At 48.4% G+C, this 19,837-nt stretch carries 19 protein-coding genes; 9 read left to right on the top strand and 10 right to left on the bottom strand.

The window, feature by feature from the left end; translation table 11 throughout:
* Positions 1–232: 232 nt before the first annotated feature.
* From HF638_RS15045 to HF638_RS15020, 6 genes are all read left to right on the top strand, one after another.
* A complete protein-coding gene (locus tag HF638_RS15045; RefSeq protein WP_169480949.1) occupies positions 233–907 on the top strand; it encodes an AzlC family ABC transporter permease in 675 nt (224 codons plus the stop codon).
* Positions 898–1,227 (top strand): AzlD domain-containing protein, encoded by a 330-nt coding sequence (locus HF638_RS15040; RefSeq protein ID WP_169480914.1) that lies wholly within the window; start codon positions 898–900, stop codon positions 1,225–1,227. Before HF638_RS15045 ends, HF638_RS15040 begins: the two co-directional genes overlap by 10 nt.
* Positions 1,228–1,422: 195 nt before the next feature.
* Complete coding sequence (locus tag HF638_RS15035) at positions 1,423–2,079, top strand: SGNH/GDSL hydrolase family protein (RefSeq protein ID WP_169480913.1); 657 nt, start codon at positions 1,423–1,425, stop codon at positions 2,077–2,079.
* 363 nt (positions 2,080–2,442) lie between these two features.
* Entirely contained in the window at positions 2,443–4,368 is a 1,926-nt protein-coding gene (locus tag HF638_RS28905) for a heparinase II/III domain-containing protein (RefSeq protein ID WP_169480912.1), read from the top strand.
* A complete protein-coding gene (locus HF638_RS15025; RefSeq protein WP_169480911.1) occupies positions 4,361–6,319 on the top strand; it encodes a glycosyl hydrolase in 1,959 nt (652 codons plus the stop codon). Before HF638_RS28905 ends, HF638_RS15025 begins: the two co-directional genes overlap by 8 nt.
* 102 nt (positions 6,320–6,421) lie before the next feature.
* Entirely contained in the window at positions 6,422–7,558 is a 1,137-nt protein-coding gene (locus HF638_RS15020; RefSeq protein WP_169480910.1) for a glycoside hydrolase family 88 protein, read from the top strand.
* 358 nt (positions 7,559–7,916) lie between these two features.
* Here the strand turns inward: HF638_RS15020 and HF638_RS15015 are convergent, their stop codons facing one another.
* Positions 7,917–8,522, bottom strand: a complete 606-nt coding sequence (locus HF638_RS15015) for a methyltransferase (protein ID WP_169480909.1) — start codon at positions 8,520–8,522, stop codon at positions 7,917–7,919.
* Between the two features lie 212 nt (positions 8,523–8,734).
* Between HF638_RS15015 and HF638_RS15010 the strand changes: the two genes are divergently transcribed.
* Positions 8,735–11,107 (top strand): Ig-like domain-containing protein, encoded by a 2,373-nt coding sequence (locus tag HF638_RS15010; protein ID WP_169480908.1) that lies wholly within the window; start codon positions 8,735–8,737, stop codon positions 11,105–11,107.
* A gap of 183 nt (positions 11,108–11,290) precedes the next feature.
* Here the strand turns inward: HF638_RS15010 and chrA are convergent, their stop codons facing one another.
* From chrA to HF638_RS14980, 6 genes are all read right to left on the bottom strand, one after another.
* Positions 11,291–11,836: a chromate efflux transporter ChrA gene (chrA, locus tag HF638_RS15005; RefSeq protein ID WP_169480907.1), complete on the bottom strand. Its 546-nt coding sequence runs from the start codon at positions 11,834–11,836 to the stop codon at positions 11,291–11,293.
* Between the two features lie 2 nt (positions 11,837–11,838).
* Positions 11,839–12,426: a chromate efflux transporter ChrB gene (chrB, locus tag HF638_RS15000; RefSeq protein ID WP_062837150.1), complete on the bottom strand. Its 588-nt coding sequence runs from the start codon at positions 12,424–12,426 to the stop codon at positions 11,839–11,841.
* Positions 12,427–12,438: 12 nt separating this feature from the next.
* The gene (gene chrS, locus HF638_RS14995) at positions 12,439–12,933 is read right to left on the bottom strand and encodes a chromate efflux transcriptional regulator ChrS (RefSeq protein ID WP_036616550.1); all 495 of its coding nucleotides are present in this window, start codon (positions 12,931–12,933) and stop codon (positions 12,439–12,441) included.
* A gap of 271 nt (positions 12,934–13,204) precedes the next feature.
* A complete protein-coding gene (locus HF638_RS14990; protein WP_169480906.1) occupies positions 13,205–14,320 on the bottom strand; it encodes a PAS domain-containing sensor histidine kinase in 1,116 nt (371 codons plus the stop codon).
* Entirely contained in the window at positions 14,313–14,963 is a 651-nt protein-coding gene (locus tag HF638_RS14985; protein WP_017691068.1) for a response regulator, read from the bottom strand. Before HF638_RS14985 ends, HF638_RS14990 begins: the two co-directional genes overlap by 8 nt.
* 108 nt (positions 14,964–15,071) lie before the next feature.
* Entirely contained in the window at positions 15,072–15,503 is a 432-nt protein-coding gene (locus tag HF638_RS14980; protein ID WP_076332600.1) for a GAF domain-containing protein, read from the bottom strand.
* Between the two features lie 374 nt (positions 15,504–15,877).
* On the opposite strand from HF638_RS14980, the gene HF638_RS14975 reads away from it, so the two are divergent.
* Positions 15,878–16,654 carry a Crp/Fnr family transcriptional regulator gene (locus HF638_RS14975; RefSeq protein ID WP_248278147.1) on the top strand — a complete coding sequence of 259 codons (777 nt, stop codon included), beginning with the start codon at positions 15,878–15,880 and terminating at the stop codon, positions 16,652–16,654.
* Between the two features lie 93 nt (positions 16,655–16,747).
* Here the strand turns inward: HF638_RS14975 and HF638_RS14970 are convergent, their stop codons facing one another.
* From HF638_RS14970 to HF638_RS14960, 3 genes are all read right to left on the bottom strand, one after another.
* Positions 16,748–17,305, bottom strand: a complete 558-nt coding sequence (locus tag HF638_RS14970) for a GNAT family N-acetyltransferase (protein WP_169480905.1) — start codon at positions 17,303–17,305, stop codon at positions 16,748–16,750.
* A 124-nt stretch (positions 17,306–17,429) separates the two neighbouring features.
* A complete protein-coding gene (locus HF638_RS14965) occupies positions 17,430–17,585 on the bottom strand; it encodes a hypothetical protein (RefSeq protein ID WP_167350941.1) in 156 nt (51 codons plus the stop codon).
* A gap of 153 nt (positions 17,586–17,738) precedes the next feature.
* On the bottom strand, positions 17,739–18,032 hold the full coding sequence (locus tag HF638_RS14960) for a hypothetical protein (RefSeq protein ID WP_076332602.1): 294 nt from the start codon (positions 18,030–18,032) through the stop codon (positions 17,739–17,741).
* Positions 18,033–18,260: 228 nt separating this feature from the next.
* Between HF638_RS14960 and HF638_RS14955 the strand changes: the two genes are divergently transcribed.
* Positions 18,261–19,775, top strand: a complete 1,515-nt coding sequence (locus HF638_RS14955; RefSeq protein WP_248278162.1) for a DUF6359 domain-containing protein — start codon at positions 18,261–18,263, stop codon at positions 19,773–19,775.
* Positions 19,776–19,837: the final 62 nt, after the last annotated feature.

Below are 19,837 nucleotides of genomic sequence, written 5' to 3'. Positions count from 1 at the left end.
TTTAGGATTACATCTGTTCTATAAAAAGTAATCTGTCTCTCCCTTAGTGCACATCTTGTGGTATATTTCTGAATTAATGTGACACGAAAAATGAACCTGAATGGATATACATCGATATATATCGGTTTATGGAGACCAAAATTGGAGAGGGGATGTACCAGAGTTGGACCAAAGTACATTACAAATATCTGGACAAGAGAACACGGAAGAGATTCAGGATCAGGCTACATTCATGCAGGGGGTCAAAGATTGTATTCCAACGCTGCTTGGTTATTTGAGTATTGGTTTTGCTGCGGGTGTCATTGAAATGACCGCAGGTCTGAGTTTGGCGGAAACGGCCCTGCTCAGCCTGATTCTATATGCAGGATCGGCTCAGTTCATTGCAGCAGGCATGCTCGCATCGAATGGGTCAGCGCTAGCCATCATGTTCACCATATTTTTCGTGAATCTACGTCATTTGCTGCTCAGTGCAGCTGTATCACCGTATTTTCGTCATCTGACCCCACTTAAAAATATGTGGATTGGTTCACTGCTTACCGATGAGTCTTTCGGTGTGGCGATGACACGTGCGATCGGCAGGGAAAGGCTCAGTGAACGCTGGATGCACGGTCTGAATATTACCGCGTACCTGAACTGGTTTATGGCCAATATGGCGGGAGCGTACTTTGGACGCTGGATCACTAACCCGGAACGATTGGGTCTGGATTATGCCCTGCCAGCGATGTTTATTGGACTGGTTGTACTCCAGTTGGTGCATCGTAAAAACAAAAAAATACACATTAATGTGGCTATTATCGCCGTTGTCTGTGTAATCTTCGCCAACATGGCTTCACTTGGCAGCATGAGTGTCATTGTGGCTGCGGTCATTGCGGCAACGATGGGAGTGTTCATGGAACGATGGAAGTAAGATGGGATGTATTTTGGATTATTATGGGCTCGGCACTGTTAACATTTATTCCGCGTGTACTGCCACTGATGCTGTTCAGCAAGATACAGATTCCAATGTGGTTGTTGCGCTGGCTTGAGTATGTACCCGTAGCAGTCATGGCAGCACTGATCGGTCAGGAACTGTTCATGTCGGACAACCAGTTAGTGCCGATTACGCACAATGCAGCTCTGTGGGCATCCCTGCCTACGATTGCAGTAGCGATCTGGACACGTAGTCTGCTTGGAACCGTACTGGTTGGTATTGTGGCTATGATGATTCTGCGGTACTTGATGGGATAGTTGAGCTAAAGAATATTTACACTAACCACTCGATGACAGAAGGTTGCTCTGTCATCGTAGTGTCAGTGTAAATATATGTAGTTCAACTTATATAGTGATGAAAACGCTATTTTCTATTGTGGCCAAAAGGGATAAAATGGAGAATGAGGTGTTCAGTGTTTCCATTTTGCACAAGAGGAAGGAACGATTTCAATCATGAGTACAAGTCCATCCGTTATATTGTTTCAAGGAGACTCGATTACAGATGGGGGAAGATCACGCAATGATGATCCGAATCATTTTCTCGGCCACGGGTATGCGTATCTAATCTCAAGCAAACTGGGTATGGAACTGGCGGGCAAGCAAAAGACGTTCTATAACAGAGGCATAAGTGGAGATCGGGCATCCGATCTGTACGCACGGTGGAATGAGGATACGATTAGTCTGAAACCGGATCTGATCAGCATCCTGATTGGGGTTAATGATGCTTGGCGCACGATGAATGGTGAACCTAGCGGAATTACGGATCGTTTTGGACGAGCGTATCGCCATTTGCTCGAAGAAACACGGGAAGTGATGCCGGATACGGGGCTGATTTTGCTGGAGCCGTTTATTCTGAGAACCGGAGCGACCGCGGAGAAATGGGGAGCCTGGGAAGAGTATATCGGTCAATATCAGAAACTGGCCCAAGGTCTTGCTGAGGAATTCGGAGCGGTGTGGGTGCCATTGCAGCAGACGTTTAATGATGCTCTGAAGCAGGCGGATGCAGCGTACTGGTTATGGGATGGCGTACATCCAACCGCAGCAGGTCATGAGCTGATTGCACGCCAATGGTTGTCTGTTGTACAGAATTCTCCGCTTGCGATTGTGTAATAACAACAGCGGACAGTTGCGATATGGGCAGCAGCATTAAAGGTGTTCAGGATTAGTTGAGGACATAAGATATCTAAGAATATGAGATAGCCATAAAAGCCTGTGGTGACAGGCAGAAAGCAACGGAGGACCTGACGAAGGTTCTTCGTTTTTTTGTGTTGGGAAGGAGAAGGACGTAACGTCGTGGAAAGGGTTCTAATGGATAATTCTTCAAAAGTGCTATTATATCCGGTAAAATGAAATCGATTACATTATAATATTGGTATGACAATCCATTAACGAAGAGTGGTGAATCCAGTGGAAGATTCCATTCACGAAGTCGAAAATGAAAACATAAACAGACGTGGAACTGAGAGCAAAGCAGTGAGTTCCATAAGTGCTGACAGACTCCGAGAGAAGTTATCCCAACCTGAATTGTCTACGCTATACACAGACTTGAAGGCTTATGGTGAACGCGCTTTGAATGAACCCATGCCTTCCTTGTCGTTCCGTCTATATCGACAGTTCAGCGATACGGGTGAGCGCAAAGCCTATGAAGAGGCTTATTTCGATCGAAGGGGCAGATTGGCTGCTGTGGCGATGCTCGCATTGGACACGGCTAGGCCGGATGCACTGCAAGTGCTGGGAGAAATGTTGTGGGACGTATGCGGGGAGTATACGTGGTGCTTGCCAGCGCATCTGGGTACAGGTGAAATCAAGCAGGTGGATGGAAACATCGATCTGTTCGCCGCAGAGACGGTACATATGCTGGCTGAGATTGTGACCATTCACGCTGAGCGGCTGGATCGCCTTATCATAGAGCGGATCAGGTCTGAAGCAGAGCGGCGAATCTTCATTCCGCTTTACCGGGATCAACGGAAGTACCACTGGCAGACAGCGGATCACAACTGGTCGGCGGTCTGTGGTGGGTGCTGTGGTATGGCCGCGCTATTGCTGCTCAAGGATGAGACCACGCTGACGGAGTCGATCTCCCATACGGTCAGCTGTATGAACGCATTCCTGAGCGGTTATGGCGAGGATGGCGGCTGTGCTGAGGGCATTGGATATTGGGTATATGGCTTTGGTTACTTCACCTATTATGCCGAGATGCTTTGTGAGTATAGTGAGGGCGAACTAAATCTGCTGGCGGGTTCAAAAATCTCAGCAATCGCAGCCTTCCCGCTGCGAGTTCACCTGTCGGGAGGCACATTCGTGAATTATTCGGACAGTGCCGAGCAGGAAGAGATCCCTTCCGGATTGCTGTCGCTGCTCGTATCCCGGATCGGGTTGCAGGTGGATCTGCCGCTTCATATTCCACTGCTGACCGATGATCCTTGTCATCGCTGGGCTCATCTGTTGCGGAACGTCATGTGGAGCGATCCGGCAGTGTATGGTGATGAAGGTGCCTATGCACAAGCGGAACGAGGATTTATTTTCCAAAATATGGGCTGGATGATTGCAAAGGGTTCGCTCGATTCTCCGGATACAAAACGTACGAATGGCGCACCCCTTCATGTGGCTATTTCCATTAAAGGCGGGCATAACGATGAACCTCACAATCATAATGATCTGGGACAGTTCATTATCCATTGCGGTGGTGAGAACATCCTATGTGATCCCGGAGCAGGGTTGTATACCCAGGCGTATTTTGCACCAGGCAGAGAGCGACTGTTCCACATCTCATCATCCGGTCATAGCGTTCCGCTCATTGAAGGACAGGAGCAAAGCTCCGGTCGGCAAGCGCAAGCCCATGTGTTAGAGGCAAAGTTGGCAGAGGGTGGCGGTGAGCTGGATACTACTTTGGATCTGACATCCGCATACTCTGGGGCTGCTTCACTGGCTCGGTATACGCGCCAATTTCATTGGAGAATGTCTCCTGACGGTAGCAGAGATAGAGCAGAGTTGCGTCTGATTGACCGTTTTCAATGGAAGAGCAGGAGTATGTCTTCAGCTGAACGATCATCTTCGGTGAACGATTCACATGCAGAGTATTCAAGTGTTGTGGAGCGATGGATGAGCAGAGTGCAGCCTGAAGTGATGAAGAGCGGTGACCTTCACTGGCAAGGTGCACATGGAACGGTCCATATGACGTATGATGCGAACCAGTGGCATGTCCATACGGAGGCAATACACACAGTCGATCATGACAATGTTCCAGTCACATTCTATCGGACGTCACTATCATGGACAGGTGCGATTGATGAGACGGATGTTCGGATAGAAAGTTCCGATCTGATTGAAACGGTATGTGAGGTAATCTTCATCATTGAACCGAAAATGGGAGAAACTGAGGTGAACATGATTGAGTAAATATACATCCGCGTCCACGTATCCATGGAAAGATGAACTCGAACGTTACCGTACATTGGCAGAACAAGTGGGCCCTGCTCCGGCAGACGGCTGGAATCGTGATCGCAAGTTAGCACTTGTTGAGAGTGTTGTTCGCGCTTACACTTCATATCAAGATAGTGATGGTGCAATTATAGATCCGTTCTCGGGTGTGGAGAGGTATTATTCAACACCAGCCTATGCGATGGCTGCAGCAGTTCTGGTTGATGCGGGGCGTACAGATCTGCTTGATTCCGCAGCGGCAGCCCTGTCACAGAGCATTGATGCTGTTGTCAAAGGTAGTGTACCTGACAATCACCCTGATTTTTATCCGGTGCTTATGATGAGAGCTTATATGTTGTTGAAGTCACATCTGCCTGAACAAGCACAGATCTGGGCTGAGGCACTCATGACGATTGATCCAGAACAAGATTATATATTTACGATGAGCAAGATGAACAATCCCAACCGCATGATTAACTGGAACGCGATTATGATCTCTGGCGAATATCTGCGCTGGCGTGAACAGCTGGCGAGTGAGGATACCAGGTGGATGGATCGTTATCTGGAAGCCTATCATGTGCCCCGATTTACGGCACTTGGGTTGTATCAGGATGGACCGCTGGATCGACCCAATTGTCCATTTTCCTATGATATTGCCACCCGGTATCACCTTGGGGTGATGCTTGAAGCTGGCTACGAGGGAGCTACTGCCGATACGTTACGTGAGCAGTTGCGACATGGTGCGTTCAGCTCGCTACTGACGCTCTCACCGCTAGGTGAGATTCCACCGCGTGGTCGCAGCTCCCAGCACCAGTGGAACGAAGCAGCCGCGGCTTATGTATGCTCCACACATGCAAAACTAGCTTTGCAGGCAGGAGATAGGGTGATGGCGGGTGCTTTTGCACGTACGGCTAATCGGTGTTTTGCTGCTGTAGAGCGCTGGAAAATGGATGATGGGCGCCTGAAAATTGTACGCAATGAATACGCGCCAGAAGATCGCCATGGGTACGAAATCTATACCAACCATACTTGTTACAACCTGTGGACTGCAGGAGCACTGGCTCACGCTTGTCTCAGTGATCCGGGAGACGATGTGAGCGAAGTGTACCTTCCTTCCGAGGTGGGCAGCCGAGTTTTGCAGACCGATGGGTGGTTCGAAACCGTGATTGCTTCCGTACCTGGTCAGCAACTGGTGTTGCACACGGCGATGAATGATCCGTATACGATCCCTGGTTTGGTACGGATTCAACAGACGGGGTTACCTGGTCTGATTGGTCCGTCCGCTGCCAGCCATGTGCAGGCCGGATTCACGGAATTTTCCGAAGGGGAGGTCCGTCCGCTCAGCTACTGTCCTGCCTGGAAGACACCAGAGGGGGTATGGCACAGTCTTGCAGAGGGGATTCCATCCGGTGGTGCATATGATCGGGATGTTGGATTAGACCCTGCTCAGGGAGGTGGTTCTATTGTGTATGAGAAGCTGGACCATGATACCCGGAATGAAGTGGAGCAGCATCTGGCGGAAAGAGCGGCAGAAGATGGCATAGCTGCCTCGGAGAATTCATTTGCCGTGACATGGGTTGGTCCGTTACCCGGAATTGAAACATTGCGTACCCATTACGTGCAACAGGCGGATGTGCTGACGATAACGTATGACTTCGAAGGTGAGATCGCGGCAGCAGGGGCAGTCATTCCATTGATGTTCAGTGATGGTCGCGAACAGGCGGTGATTACCCATACGGATCATAGCGTGCGAACGGAGTATCGGGGGGCGTATGTAGAATCCACAGCGCTGGATGAGGGAGCTATTATTCATCTGGAAGAGCAGGCTGTGGCTTTCCGTAATGGATTGCTGAAAGAAGCACGGATTGAAGTGAGCGGAGCCCGTAGTCTGACATTTTCGATCCGATTGGGTGAGGTTAGTGATATTTAACTGATTGTTATGCAGTTACGGCATACGACGCTATATATAAGTTGAGGTTGAGCTGGAGCATCAGGAAAGATGTCCGGTATTGAATCGAGGAGGGATATGTTCATGAACACATCAACGTCGGTAAAATGGCTCGAGGAAGCGTGGCAACAGGGAGCTGCCAAAACGATTCGGAATGCAAAGCGGATCAAGGATACATTTCCACATATTGCCCCACAGGGGACTTATGACCAGAATGATCCAGAGTGGTGGACAGCAGGTTTCTGGCCTGGATTGTTATGGCTGGTCTATGGGGAAGAGCCGGAAAGTGAAGCGGTGGCTCCGCTACATCGCGTTGCCGAAAGCTGTGAGCGGCAACTGGAAGGTTGTCTGCGTGATCCCGAATCGGTGGATCACGATCTGGGGTTCATCTGGCTGCTTAGTGGCGTAGCCAACTACCGCCAGACGGGCAGCACGGATGGACGGCGGCGTGGCATGCTTGCCGCCAACCTGCTCGTTGCCCGCTTCCACGTGCGCGGTGAGTTCATCCGCGCCTGGAACTTCAGCTCGTCAGCAATGGATACGCGCGGCGTAGCCATCATTGACAGCATGATGAACCTGCCGCTGCTCTATTGGGCATCCGAGCAGAGCGGCGATCCTCGCTTCCGCTGGCTGGCGGAAGCACATGCGGACACCGTGGCGCGCGAATTCATCCGCGCTGACGGGTCCATCTGCCACGTGGTGGAGTTCGATCCACACACGGGGCAGAAGCTGCGAGAGCATGGCGGACAGGGCCATGCTCCAGGTTCGGCCTGGGCGCGGGGCACCGCCTGGGCGTTGCACGGGTTTGCGCTGTCTTTCCGGTATACGGGCGAAGCCCGATATCTGGAGACAGCGGAGCGCGCGGCCGATTTCTTCCTCGCCATGCTTGGCGAAGAGATCGTGCCGGTATGGGATTTCCGCGCACCTGCGGAGCATCAGGTGGCGTGGGACTCGTCCGCTGCGGCGATTGCCGCGAGCGGGTTGCTAGAGCTGGCGAAGCTGTCGCCACGCGGGGAAACCTATGCCGCCGCAGGAGAACGTATCGTCCGCGGCTTGCATGAGAACTATAGCTCCGGCGACTCGGCAGCGGAAGAAGGTCTGATTATGCAGGGAACGGTGCATTACCCGGAAGGGCGAGGGCTGAATGTGCCGATTATATACGGCGATTATTTCTATATGGAAGCGCTGGCGAAGCTGCGTGGGCGTGAGGGGTTATTTTAAAAAGAAGAATTGAGAACTACGTGCTGAAGGAACTGAAGGTGAGAACTGATCAGTAGGGTTGTGCTCGTGTTATTAGCCTGCAAGTTGTTTCATTAGATCCAATTCATAAATCAGTTATATATTCGGTATTAGATAGTTAGTAGTAATATTTGCAACGATCATCACCTGTCCGCGTAAGGCTGTCTCCAGTATTAGGAACGATATCCCTTCTATTGAAGGCGAGATGGGCGGACAGGATGATGACGTTTAATAGAAGAAAGATCAGAGAAGATTCTCTTGATACGAAGATCCCACTCGTGCGGTTCGCGTTGGGTTGCAGGCTTAATTATTATGTTCTATTTAGAAGAAATAGTTTATCTCACTTCGAAGGCGTACGTCTCAGAATAACAAAGTCGGCAGAAGACTGATCCGGATAGCGCTGCGGAATAATCTCATGAACTTTGAAATCAGGGTAGTCGAAGAGATAATCGAACAGATTACGGTCCTGGATTGTATCGATCCCCGGGTTGCCGTTTTCTTTCAAACGCGTGTATAACACCACCCATGCTGTGGAAGAGTGCAGAACATCATAGAGGGTATTGCGAAAATCTGTTTCATCCGTAATGTGATATAACACATCCAGACAGACCGTCAGATCGGCTTGCAGGAAACCTCGGTTAATCCACAGACCTGGTGTATACAGCATGAAACTTTTAGATGAATCTTTGGCAAACTGGGAAGCACAGCGTTTTACGGAAGAAGCAGCCACATCAACGCCGAGATAATCCTCATAGTTCATGTATTGCAACTGGTTGCCATCCCCACATCCAAACTCAATGACACGATGAATACCTTCACGTTGAATCAGTCCGTTCACGACCTCGGCCTTGAATTCAGCCAAAACCCCGTATGAACCCCTCCCAGAAGTTTCACCCGAACGATATGTTTCCTCCCAATATCCTTTGTAATCAAAAGGCTGACGCATATGTTTCCCCCGATCCTGTGAAATGAAGTTCAAGACAGTCACTATACATAGGTTATGCGCAATATTCGCAGGTATGAATTAGTTAGAACAGCAGGAGCAAATGAATTAATTTCCACAGAATTCCCTGAAAATTTCCTGAAAGTCTAAACATCTGGAAAGAACTTGCCGACATTAAACATAAGGAAAAAAATGATGATAATCGGGGGGAAATGATGTTAAAGCCAAGATTGACCAAGTACATGGTGATGATGCTGGTGTTGATACTGAGTATATCCAACGTAGGCTTGGCCGCTGCGGCAGATAAAGAACTGTCCAAAATTGTGGTTTCCAAGAATGAAATGTCGCTCGAAGTTGGTGATTCCGGGTCTGTTACGGTGACGGGGGTTTATTCAGATAATACCTCGGCTAACGTGACGATTAGTACAACCTGGAGTAGCGAAGATACTTCGATAGCAACTGTATATAATGGTGCAATTACAGCCAAAAAGGAAGGTAAAGCAACCATTACGGCAGCTTACCAGGGTCAGAGCCAGACCGTTCAAGTGAAAGTGACGAAGAAGGTCAAAGCCCTTTCGAAAAACGTGCAAAGTCTGGATTTACGCACGGGAGATACGAAAGACATTATTTTGACAGCAACGTATAGTGACAATGAAACAAATAATGCAGCAGCAAGTACCGCAGAATGGTCTACCAGTGATGAGAAGGTTGCTACCGTTGTGAATGGTAAAGTAACTGGACAAAGCGCAGGTACGGCAGTTATCACAGCCAAAGTTGGCAGCCAAAGCGTGACGGTAGATGTTAACGTTGAAGTGGTAAAACGTGTAGATGTAGATAAACAACAGGTTAATCTGTTGTTGAACAAAAGTGAAAGTGTAAAAGTGACGGCTACTTATCCAGATGGCACAACCAAAGATGTAACGGATCTGGCGGAGTGGACATCCAGCAATGAGAAGGTTGCTGACGTTCTTAAAGGCGAAATTACAGGATACTCGGCAGGTTCTGCCAAGATCACAGCCAAATACGGTACGAAATCAGTATCCGTTGACGTGGATGTGGATCTGACTAGCAAACTGAGTGTGGTGAAACAAAGTATTTTCTTCCGTTTGAGCGATACAACCAAAACGGCTAATGTCGTTGTAACGGCTTCTTATCCAAACAGCAGCGATGTGAATGTAACTGATCAAGCAACATGGACATCTAGCAACGAGAAGGTTGCAACGGTATTCAAGGGACAGGTTACAGCGATTAGTGCAGGTTCAACAACGATTAAAGCAACCTACAGTGGCAAAACCGTAGAGGTTGCTGTGGATGTAGATACGGCAAGATATTTGGATATCAAAGATGTGACTGACAAGCTCGCCATGAGTGTTACAGGTGAGAACAAGTCCAAAAAATTGGTAGCCAATGCAGAGTATATTGATGCAAGCACAGAAATTGTAACTTCCAAAGCAACATGGACTTCAAGCAATGCAGATGTTGTATATGTATCGAACGGCGATCTGATCGCGTACAAATCCGGTACAGCTACAATCACTGTAGCTTATGGTGGTAAAACGGTTAAATTTACAGTAAATGTAGACGTTCCGGACAAGTATGAAATGGATAAGAAAAAAGCATCAGTAGCTGTTGGTGGAACGACTTCTGCCAAAGTACTGGCGTTGTATGGTGAAACATCCAAAGATGTATCCGAAGATGCAACCTGGAGCAGCAGCAGCGAGAAAATCGCTGAGGTAGATAGCAAAGGGGTTATCACAGGTGTTGCTACAGGTAAAGTAACCATTACTGCAAAAATTGAAGGCAAAACGCTGACTCTGCCTGTCGAAGTGGGTATGGCTAGTGGGCTGGAAGCAGATGTGAACTTCGTTGTTCTGTCCGCCAAAGAAACACAGACGATCCTTCTAACAGGTACGGATGAGGACGGCAATACGCTGGATGTTACATCCGAAGCAACTTGGAAATCCAGCAATGCACGTGTAGCTGACGTGAAAAAAGGTGTGATCACAGGTAACAGCAGTGGTAAAGCCAACATCACGGCAGAATACGGCTCCAAAAAAGTGACCATTCAGGTCGAAGTGGATGTCATCTCACGTATTGAAGCTTCCGAACCAGCTCTTTCCCTGAAATCAGGCGATACAGCTGATCTGACGGTAACTGCTTTCTTGAGCGACGGTAGCGAGCGTGATGTTACGGACAAAGCTGAATGGAAAACCAACAGCTACAAAGTAGCTCAAGTGACCAAAGGTAAAGTCAAAGCTACAGGTTCTGGTAAAGCCAAAATTACTGCAAAATACGGTAGCAAGTCTGTCACCATTGCTGTAGATGTAGATACACTGAAATATTTGCAGACAGATAAAGTGACGTTGACCATGAAACCTGGTGAAAAGGTAACTGTAGCGGCTACTGCAACGTATGCCGATGGCAGTGAAGCCAATGTATCCAAACCGGCTCTCTGGAAATCTTCCCGTATTGCAACAGCATCGGTGAAAGATGGAATCATTCAGGCGAACGGTAAAGGTAAAGCAACGATTACGGTGACATTTGCAGGTGTGAAAACCAAAGTAACGGTAGTGGTTGAAGCGAAGTAATTGGTTATTCCAATATGAGCTTGAAACGCGGAATATAATAAAACGGTGATGCCTAGCTTAATAGCGGGTATCACCTTTTTTTTGTATATAACCTAATGTAAAAAAGAAACGTCCTAAACCCCTGCATACACCCATTGCAGATGTATAACCAAGTGATTCTGTGACGTTCCTTGTGTTCTATAACTACATCGTATGAGACAGTACCAGCGCACCGTAGGCAAAAGCGATTACGATCAGAATAGCCGGATGCAGCTTGGTCTTGGTCATGACCCAGAGCGAGATGCCTGCAATGATCAACGTCTGCCAGATGCCGATGGAATCGGTGGATAGCTGACCGAATTCCCATGTGAGCAGAATCATGAGCACAGCGATAACAGGCTGCACAAGTAAGGTCATGCCTTTGACTTTCGGTGACGTGCGATGTTTGTTTAATAAACGAAGTAATAAAATTAATGCGGTTGCGGAAGGTACGATTGTAGCAAAGCTTGCGATAAAAGCTCCAAACCAGCCTGCCACGTGATATCCGACGAATGCAGCAATTTTGGTTGCAATGGGGCCGGGAAGGGCGTTACCAATCGCCAGTACATCACCGAATTGCTCTGTGGTCATCCATTGGTAGTGGTTCACAATCTCTTCCTGCATTAGCGGAATGGATGCCGGGCCTCCCCCATACCCCAATATGTTTGCTACGAAAAATCCCAAAAATAATTCCCACCATGTCTGGAGCATCCTTAGGACACCCCCTTATCGGATTTGCCTTTGGATTTGAAGCGCTGGACCAGATCCAGATGGAAGACACCATATCCAAGGAAAACCGCGATCACAATCCCTGGATGGATATCCAGTAGCTGCAATAGTACAAAGGCAATTACGCCAAATAGTGCGGCAAAAGCTTTGCCGAGTCCCTTCCAGGCTTTCATGGCGAATTCATAAGCCATCATGCCCAGCATGACAAAAATGACCGGCCGCACGGCGGCTACCATGCCTGCGACCACTTTCGACTCGCGCAGGGCGTACATGGAACCGAGCAGCGCAATAATGGCAATGCTTGTCGGCAAAATATGAGCGAGTACGGACACAATCGCGCCCAGTACACCTTTCGTTTTATAACCGAGATATGCGGCCATCTTGGTCGCGATGGGACCCGGCAGGGCATTGGCGATAGCCAAAATCTCGCCGAACTCCTCATCACTGACCCATTTATAACGCGTAACGGCTTCGTAACGGATCAACGGAATAACCGAAGGTCCACCGCCATATCCGAGAATTCCGGTTCGTACCATTCCGATGACGAGACCGTTGTAATCTTTCCAACCCATGCTGATTTCCTCCTAGAGTCTCATGCCCATCCGGCTTTTATAACGTTTTAACAACAGCTGTGATTCCACTTTGACGATACCCGGCATCTTATAGAGCTTCTCCAGCAAGAACTGCTCCATCTCTTCCATATCCGCAAAAATACCGTGCATGTGTAGAGTACTCGGGCCTGTCATATGATAAAGGCTGGTGACGGCCGGTTCTTCGTCCAGTTTCTCAGCCACTTCATCCAGGAAGGGCGGTTCGACATCCACATTGAAAAAGGCCGAGACCTGAAGCCCAACCTTGCCAGGGTTAATGACTACGGTGAAGCGTTCGATGATTCCTTTTTCAGATAACGCATTAATGCGTGCCTGAACAGCTACACGTGATAACCCGATCTGTGTACCCAAATCCGTATAGGATATTCGGCTGTTGTGGTGAAGCGCGGCGATGATTTTGCGATCCATCTCGTCCAGATTGTACATTTGAGGAATTTCTCCACCCTTGGAGGAGCGTTTCTCTGACATGTTGACCATCCTTTTCTCTCGCTATATGAAATGAACATTGAGATTTTACTAAACATACAATGTGTATGTGGCATTCATATTTTAATGACGAATCGTAATTGAAGTCAATCTATTTATCATGATTATTGAATTTAACCGATTTTGAGCTTTCATTTTGTTGTTTTGACCAATCAAAAAAATAAAAAGGCCACTCGCGCAGTCCAATAGCGAGCAGCTGTTAAATAATAGATAGCTTGATTGTAGCGCAAAGCACGATACGAAGCATGTCCGGTTATCCCTGTGCTGTCTTGGGCAGCAAAAGGGTAACGGTTGTGCCTTCGCCAGGATCGGAAGAAACTCTCAATGTTCCACCTGCACCACGGGCACGCTCTTCCATGCTGAACAATCCCACGCCATTGCCAGCGGTTGCTTCGCTGAATCCAGCCCCTTGGTCTTCAATAATAACCATCGTCATGTCCTCAGCATCTTCTACCGTAACACGTGCCTCGGCAACATCGGCATACTTCGCGACATTCGTTAAGGCTTCCTGAATAATTCGGTATATGGCAATCTCCCGGTTCATCTCCAGTCGCTTGCGCAAATTACATTCCAGATCGATTTCGATCCCGTAGTGACGGGTGTAATTCTCGATATAGGTCCGAATCGCCGGAACAACACCAAGGTCATCCAGAACGGATGGTCTCAGCTCCCATGCCATACCGCGTACATCTTCCATAATGCCCGTGACCTGCTTGCGCAGTGCTTCGACACCCGGTTGAGGCTGGTCTGCCAGTAGTCGATCCATCTGAATCACCAGAGAGAAGAGACTCTGTCCAATCCCGTCATGCAGTTCACGCGAAATCCGGCGTCGCTCTTCTTCCTGAATGTTCATCACTTGAGACATCATCTTCTGCAATTCGGCTTCGACGGATTTTAGCTTGGTTACCTCACTACGTACAGCCAGGTATTGATATGGCTCTCCGTCGTTATCGAGGAAAGGCACGATGGTGGTGTTGACCCAATAATAACTGCCATCTCTGGCCCGATTGCGAATTTCCCCGTTCCATACCTTACCTGAGGATATCGTGTCCCACAGGTTGTTCATAAAGGTTTTGCCATGGTATCCGGAATTAATGATTCGATGATCTTTACCGATCAGTTCTTCGCGCTCATACTGTGAGATCTCACAGAATTTATCATTCACATATTGGATTTTCCCTTTGCGGTCCGTGAGGGCAACAATGGAGGACTCATCCAGAGCAAATTTCAGATCACTCAGTTGATGCAGGGAACCCTTTAATCTGCTGCGAAATTCATTATCGGTAATGTGATTGTCAATCTCGTTCAGCAGAAGGCGTACAGGCTGGTCTGCGAGTCCACTTAATCTGTTCTTGCGTGCACTACTCAAAGTTCAGCAACCCCTTTTTCATGGCGAACTTCACCAGTTCCGGTCGTGTACGCAGGCCAAGCTTCTCCATCAGATTGCTTTTATGGGATTCGACCGTTTTGACACTGATGATCAGATGTTCGGCGATTTCCTTGTTGGCGTATCCCTTCGCAATCCAGGACAAAATCTCTTTCTCCCGCTCGGATAACGTGTCATACGGTCCGGCGTTTTCCTGTTTGGCTTTGTCCAGGTATTCGCTCATTAGCCGTTTGGTTGCACTTGGGTACAGATAGGCGCTACCCTCTGCAACGGAACGAATCGCGGCAAGCAATTCTTCATGTGGCGCACTTTTGAGTATATATCCGGATGCTCCCGCGTGGATGGCGCGGAACAGATATTCTTCATCGTCATGCATGGTTAGTATCAAAATGGAGACATCCGGCATCAATTTCTTCAATTCAGCCGTAGCGGTCAGACCGTCTTTGCCCGGTGGCATGCTGAAATCCATCAAGACCACATCTGGTTTCAACTCTTGAGCCTTGGCAATGGCTTCATCGCCATCTGCGGCATCTCCAACGATATGTATATCATTCTTTCCTTCGAGTAAGGCGATCAGCCCGGAACGCACGACGACATGGTCGTCTACAACTAATAGTTGAATCACATCATTTCCCCCTGTCCGCTTCCTCAGTTCTATCTATATCATAACAAAAAAAAAGCCATCCAGAGCTTTAATCTCCGAATAGCTTCTCTCACTGTCTAGTTCAAACTTTTATCCAAACACCTTCGGCTGAAGATGTAGAGCGACTTGCTCCGTCTGCCGGACCATGTCCGGTGAGAAGGTGCAAGGCAGTCTGCTGCCAACGAGCAACACGGCGCCAGGCACGCTTCCTTCCTGGAACACAGGTACCGCTATCGCACTTACCAGCCGCTCAGCAAGCATTAACGGGCAACGACCGGGTGTATGCTCCCCGGTGGATTGTGCATCAGATCGGGCTGTGCGTCCAGTCCGAAGGGCTGTGCCTACCAGATCTTGTCCGGGACGCATTTCCATGCGTTTTACTCGTTCATTACTAGCCCCAGAAGTATACTTCCAGCGTAGCATCGTCCCGTTCAGACAGGCAAGTCCGCAGAAGTCGCTGGATGTGTTCAGGCGCAGGCCGTCGATCATCTCCTGAATGCCAGATGGCAGTTCATCATGCATGAGAGGACACTTCCTTTTTCGGATTATAACGTACATAAAGTAGAATCAATATCATTAACCTTTGATAGGATCATCTTAAAGTAAGGGTATTACGATGTTAGTTCTATTGTAGACCCTTTCTCGTACATTGTAATTCAGGGAAAACCCCTATTTCCGTTCTATAATCTACTGAACCTGGGCCGTGGAGGACTCCTAAATCAGGTACACCAAGGGATTGGAGAAATGCGAAGGATGAGGCATATCGGTGAAATGTGACTTTTCTCACAGCAAATTCAGGGAGTTTCTCGTTAATGATCAGGTAATCCCCCGATAACCCTGAAGCTACTTTCGCGGTATGATGGATACATAAGGAATCACCGAGGGGGACGAAGGGTATGGGTACAGTATTTGTAGAAAGAACAACCCAAAGAACAGAGCAGAAACAAACGGAGGCGGGCAAAATGACACGAGAAACAGGCGGAATCCTTTCGTTCGTTACACCTGAGCAATGGGACCTGATTGAAGCGAAAATGCAGCCCAAACGGGTGAAGTCGGGGTATAGTCTCTTTCTCGAAGGCGATGAAGCCGGATATCTGTACTACATTCGTTCGGGACGAGTGAAAATGACCAAGTCGACGGAGGATGGCAAGGAAATTATTTTATCCATTCAACAAAGCGGCGATCTCATCGGTGAATTCGGCGGCATCGGCGGATTGAATCATAGCTACAGTGCAGAGATGGCGGAAAAAGGGGAACTGGCCATTATCTCGCTCAGCGATCTGGAAAGTATACTCAGCAAACATGGCGACCTTGCCTTGAAATTTTTGCAATGGATGGCACTGTCGCAGCGGATCACCCAGTCGAGATTCCGTGATTTGCTGCTCTATGGCAAGGCGGGTGCACTCGCTTCGACTCTGATCCGTGCCAGCAACTCGTATGGGAAGATTACACCGGATGGTATTGTTCTAGACATGAAGCTGAACCATACCGAGCTTGCCGAGATGATTGGAGCTACCCGGGAGAGTGTAACGCGGATGCTGGGGGCATGGAAGGAACAAGGTACGCTGGATATGATGGACGGCAAACTGATGATTCGGGATCTGGCAGCCTTGCGCTGCATGTGCGGATGTCCGACTTTCCCAAGCTGCCCGGCAGAGCTGTGCCGGTTGTAACATAGCTTGTTTCGAGGCTTCACCTCCATTGGCGATTGGGGTCGTTACGGAGAAAAAGAAAGAAAAGAAAAGCTGGCGTCCCATATATGGGAGTCAGCTTTTTGCGTTTCCATGAAATTGTTCATTAGTATATTCTCTGGCGAGAATCGAATAGAGTACCGAGTCATGAAAGGAACCTTTGTAGAACCAATGCTCGCGTAATAGCCCTTCACGCTGCATACCAATCTTCTTCATAACGTTCTCCGAAGCCGTGTTTTGCGGACGACATTTGGCGTAAATGCGGTGAATGCCAAGTTCGTTGAAACCGAAACCCAGTAAAGCACGGGCTGCTTCGGCGGCATAACCTTTCCCCTGGTAAGCAGGGTTGAGGACGTAACCGATCTCTGCATTGGTTTTCTCCATAACGTGAATACCCACTCCGCCAAGGAGAGAGTCGTCATTTTTCAAACATATCGCAAGTTCAAAGCCCTCCCGTGGTTGTGCCTGCTGTGTGTCCAACACAAACTGCACGTATGCCCGTGTATCCTCCTCGGTATTCGGTCCCCATGCTGTATGCTGCGTAACTTCCGTCATGGAGGTATAGGCATGAATCCTCTCCCAGTCGGTCTCCCGAATGTCCCGGATGATCAGTCTGTCGGTCTCCAATTGCATCGTTGTTCACTCCTTTACGGTTGAATAACTTTAATGTACATTGTACAACAAAAATAGCCCACAACGGATTCAACGAATGAATCGGTTATGAGCCATGATGTAGATCTATGATGTATGTCGAATGTTATTGCGGTTGTTTACATTGAACTGCGGGATACGTATATGCCAGCTTGCGAATAATTTCCTTTTGCCATTTCGTATCACCCAGATTGGTTGCCAGGTTCAGAAGATCCAAGTAATCGTCAAGCTGCAGGTCAGCCTTTTGCAGAGGTGTATTCATTCGATGTTCGTTCCCCTTTATCTATAAAATCGTAAAATCATATGCAGTAGACAGGTACATAGAGACAAGTTCAAGAATGATAATCATTATCACAGTTATATACTTATTATGCAATGAACGATGGCAAAATGCAATCCCAAGTCCGTAATGAATTCAACTTTTTTCTGAAAATAGGCTCATCCACAGCACATAGGGGATATATACACCCAGATAAGCAGCTGGATACAGGAACCAGCCATTCAGCAGGAAATGGTGAATCTCGGTGGTGAATGTGGTCATATGGGCATTCGTAGCATACACATCGCCAGCGATGACCGTTGCCGCACTATAAAAGCAGAGCAGCGCAACAATATGAAACAGTCGCGTAACCATCCGAGAACGAAGTGCAACATAAGCCATAATCAGCGGCACAATTAACAAAGGTATTAAAAATATAAGCTTCGTCATAATCTATCATCTACTCCTTCGACATATGTAAGGTATGATCATCAGTATGGGCAAATAGACTCAACTTCTAAACTTTTTCATAAATTTTACAAAAAGAAAGAGGAATTCAGCATATGAACCATTAAATTAAAGGAGGATAACCCATTATCAGGTAATTTGGAGGAGGAGAAAGGGAATATGAAGAAGGCGTTATGGCAGCACTGGATCGGGGCATTCCTGGTCTTTATCATGATGGCAACCGCATTGCTCGGGCCGGGTTCGCAAAGTCCGGTACAAGCTGCAGCACCACTTACGGTATCTCAGGCCATCGCTGCCCAGAGCGGTGGAGGAACGGCAACGGTTGAAGGGATCATTGTTGGACATGCTACCGGGTCACTTACCGCGAAGTTTACATCTCCGTATGCCAATGATTTTAATGTTCTGATTGCAGATTCAGCGTCAGAGCGAACCAACGCGAGATTATTGGATGTACAAGTTCCCGCATCTTTCCGTTCGCAATATGGACTGGCTTCCAATCCGAGTCTTGTAGGCAAAAAGATCATCGTAACCGGAACCTTAGGTGCCTACAACAGCTATGCAGGAGTCAAAAACCCAACGTCCATCGCGCTTTCCTCCGGAACAACCAATCCTGATCCAGAACCGAACCCAGGTACAACGCTGCCGGATGGTACTGGCAAGAAAGTATTGTTCGATAATACCCACGCCCAGACAGCAGGTGCTGCCGACTGGATTATCGACGGGGCATTTTCGGATTTTGCCAATGGTTTGCGAAACGCAGGCTTTGCCGTGGATCAGCTGGAACGCAGTATCCCGTATACATTTGGTGAGCAAGCCATCACCTATAATAAATTGAAAGATTACCACGTCTTTGTCATCGGCGAAGCCAACGTGCCGTTCAAAGCGACTGAGCAGGCTGCGCTGGTGCAGTATGTACAGAACGGAGGAAGTATCTTCTTCATCTCCGATCACTACAATGCAGACCGCAACAAAAACCGCTGGGATTCTTCCGAAGTATTCAACGGCTATCGCCGTGGTGCCTTCCTGAATCCAGCCAAAGGCATGTCTTCGGCTGAAGCTGAATCACCTGCCATGCAAGGTGTGATTAGCTCCGATTGGCTGGCGACGAACTTTGGTGTTCGTTTCCGCTACAATGCACTCGGCGATGTGAACGCATCGGATATCGTTACACCGGCCCAATCCTTCGGCATTACAGCTGGCGTTAATTCTGTAGCCATGCATGCCGGATCGACCATTGCAATTATGGATCCGAACAAGGCCAAAGGCTTGGTGTATGTACCAAGTGGTGTGTCCAAGTGGGGCAATGCCGTGGATCAGGGCGTATACAATGGTGGTGGACGAGCTGAAGGAGCCTATGCCGCCATTGCGAAGATTGGTGCGGGCAAAGCCGCATTTATCGGCGACTCTTCCCCTGTGGAAGACGCTACTCCGAAATATTTGCGTGAAGAAACCGGCGCCACCAAGAAGACCTATGATGGATTCAAAGAAGTGGACGATGCTACTTTCCTCGTGAATACCGTGAAGTGGCTCGCAGTCAAAGAGAGCTATACGAGTCTGGCGCAAGTGCCAGGACTGACATTGGATACGGCCACAAGCTTGCTTCCGATGGAAGCTCCGGCTGCATCGACCGAGCCGCAACTTGAGCCATGGGCTACACCCGCAGCAGGGTACAAGTGGTATGACCCGACTACATTTAAGACAGGTTCATATGGAAAAGCTCAATAAGTGAAATAGGCAAACATCAAATCATTATGCGAATAGGGTCTGACCGTGGAAGTTTGCGGACA

Source organism: Paenibacillus sp. SZ31 (assembly GCF_012912005.1).
Classification (GTDB): domain Bacteria; phylum Bacillota; class Bacilli; order Paenibacillales; family Paenibacillaceae; genus Paenibacillus.
This window is presented reverse-complemented; position numbering and strand designations above follow the sequence as displayed.

Bases quoted from the DNA above. Each gene is read 5' to 3' on its own strand.
- HF638_RS15045 (WP_169480949.1), top strand. From the start codon at position 233: ATGCAGGGGGTCAAAGATTGTATTCCAACGCTGCTTGGTTATTTGAGT.
- HF638_RS15040 (WP_169480914.1), top strand. From the start codon at position 898: ATGGAAGTAAGATGGGATGTATTTTGGATTATTATGGGCTCGGCACTG.
- HF638_RS15035 (WP_169480913.1), top strand. From the start codon at position 1,423: ATGAGTACAAGTCCATCCGTTATATTGTTTCAAGGAGACTCGATTACA.
- HF638_RS15020 (WP_169480910.1), top strand. From the start codon at position 6,422: ATGAACACATCAACGTCGGTAAAATGGCTCGAGGAAGCGTGGCAACAG.
- HF638_RS15015 (WP_169480909.1), bottom strand. From the start codon at position 8,522: ATGCGTCAGCCTTTTGATTACAAAGGATATTGGGAGGAAACATATCGT.
- HF638_RS15010 (WP_169480908.1), top strand. From the start codon at position 8,735: ATGTTAAAGCCAAGATTGACCAAGTACATGGTGATGATGCTGGTGTTG.
- chrA (WP_169480907.1), bottom strand. From the start codon at position 11,836: ATGCTCCAGACATGGTGGGAATTATTTTTGGGATTTTTCGTAGCAAAC.
- chrB (WP_062837150.1), bottom strand. From the start codon at position 12,426: ATGGGTTGGAAAGATTACAACGGTCTCGTCATCGGAATGGTACGAACC.
- chrS (WP_036616550.1), bottom strand. From the start codon at position 12,933: ATGTCAGAGAAACGCTCCTCCAAGGGTGGAGAAATTCCTCAAATGTAC.
- HF638_RS14980 (WP_076332600.1), bottom strand. From the start codon at position 15,503: ATGCATGATGAACTGCCATCTGGCATTCAGGAGATGATCGACGGCCTG.
- HF638_RS14975 (WP_248278147.1), top strand. From the start codon at position 15,878: ATGGGTACAGTATTTGTAGAAAGAACAACCCAAAGAACAGAGCAGAAA.
- HF638_RS14970 (WP_169480905.1), bottom strand. From the start codon at position 17,305: ATGCAATTGGAGACCGACAGACTGATCATCCGGGACATTCGGGAGACC.
- HF638_RS14965 (WP_167350941.1), bottom strand. From the start codon at position 17,585: ATGAATACACCTCTGCAAAAGGCTGACCTGCAGCTTGACGATTACTTG.
- HF638_RS14960 (WP_076332602.1), bottom strand. From the start codon at position 18,032: ATGACGAAGCTTATATTTTTAATACCTTTGTTAATTGTGCCGCTGATT.
- HF638_RS14955 (WP_248278162.1), top strand. From the start codon at position 18,261: ATGATGGCAACCGCATTGCTCGGGCCGGGTTCGCAAAGTCCGGTACAA.